Genomic DNA, 1095 nt, shown 5'->3' with positions numbered 1-1095 from the left:
ATTATGCTATATATTTTTGTTCTTCATGGCTCCCGCTATTGCAAATTTCTATGAACATGATGAGTTGATAGTTTTAATCAGATTGCTATCATTAAAAATCATAGCTATTTCATTCATTGTTGTTCCTAGAACAAAACTTACGGTAGAAATGAACTTCAAATTGCTTGCATTGACGAATTTAGTTGGCATTTTTATTGGTGGGGCGGTCGCAATCTCTATGGCCTTGTATGGATTCGGAGCCATAAGTGTGGTATTTCAGCAACTCATATCTTCTATTGTAACTGTTATTTTACTGCTTTGCATTTATAGATGGAAGCCAGTATTTTCTTTTTCAAAAAAGTCCTTTTTTGAACTTTTTGATTTTGGGTATAAGTTGCTCTTGTCTGGTGTCATAGATACAATTTATAACAATATATACACCCTCATCATAGGCAAAAAATTTAGCTCTGGGGAATTAGGATTGTTTAACCAAGGCTATACATTATCTTCGGTTCCCGCAATTACTATGACAACTGTGATACAAAAAGTTACATATCCTCTCTTAAGTAGCCTCCAAAAAAAGGAGTTAGAACTTGATAGGGTGTTTTTGCTGGTGTTGAAAGTCTCAACTCTAGTTGTGGCTCCATTAATGTTAATTATATGTACTATTGCTGAACCTTTAGTTTTGATTATACTGGGAGATAGTTGGATTAAAAGTGCGACATATATAACAATTCTTTCCATGGGTATGGCTATATTTCCAGCACACGCTATAAATCTTAATATGTTGCAAGTTAAAGGCCGGTCAGAACTTTTTTTAAAATTAGAAGTTATAAAAAAAACTATTGCAACAATAATTTTGTTGGTAACATTACCGTTTGGTATAGTGCCAATGTGCATTGGTATAGTTGTATCTTCTTATCTATCCTTGATAGTAAATACTTATTATACAGGAAAACTGACTAGTATTAGTCAGATTGAGCAGCTCAGAGAGTTAGTATCCATTATTAGCATTGCGTTTATATCGTTTCTTGTTAGCTTTTATGTTACAAATGGAATAGATGGAGAGCTGGTATCTATATTTTTAGGCGCAACATCTTACCTTGTTACTTACAC

General features: G+C 33.2%; 1 protein-coding gene. It reads left to right on the top strand.

What is annotated here, in order from left to right; translation table 11 throughout:
• Positions 1-25: 25 nt before the first annotated feature.
• A partial coding sequence (locus tag BZG77_RS14630) for a lipopolysaccharide biosynthesis protein (protein WP_077647759.1) occupies positions 26-1095 on the top strand: 1070 nt, incomplete at its 3' end.

Source organism: Salinivibrio sp. IB643 (assembly GCF_001996105.1).
GTDB classification, from domain to species: domain Bacteria; phylum Pseudomonadota; class Gammaproteobacteria; order Enterobacterales; family Vibrionaceae; genus Salinivibrio; species Salinivibrio costicola.
Note: the sequence above shows the minus strand (reverse complement) of the source record. Positions and strands in the feature narration are given on the sequence as shown.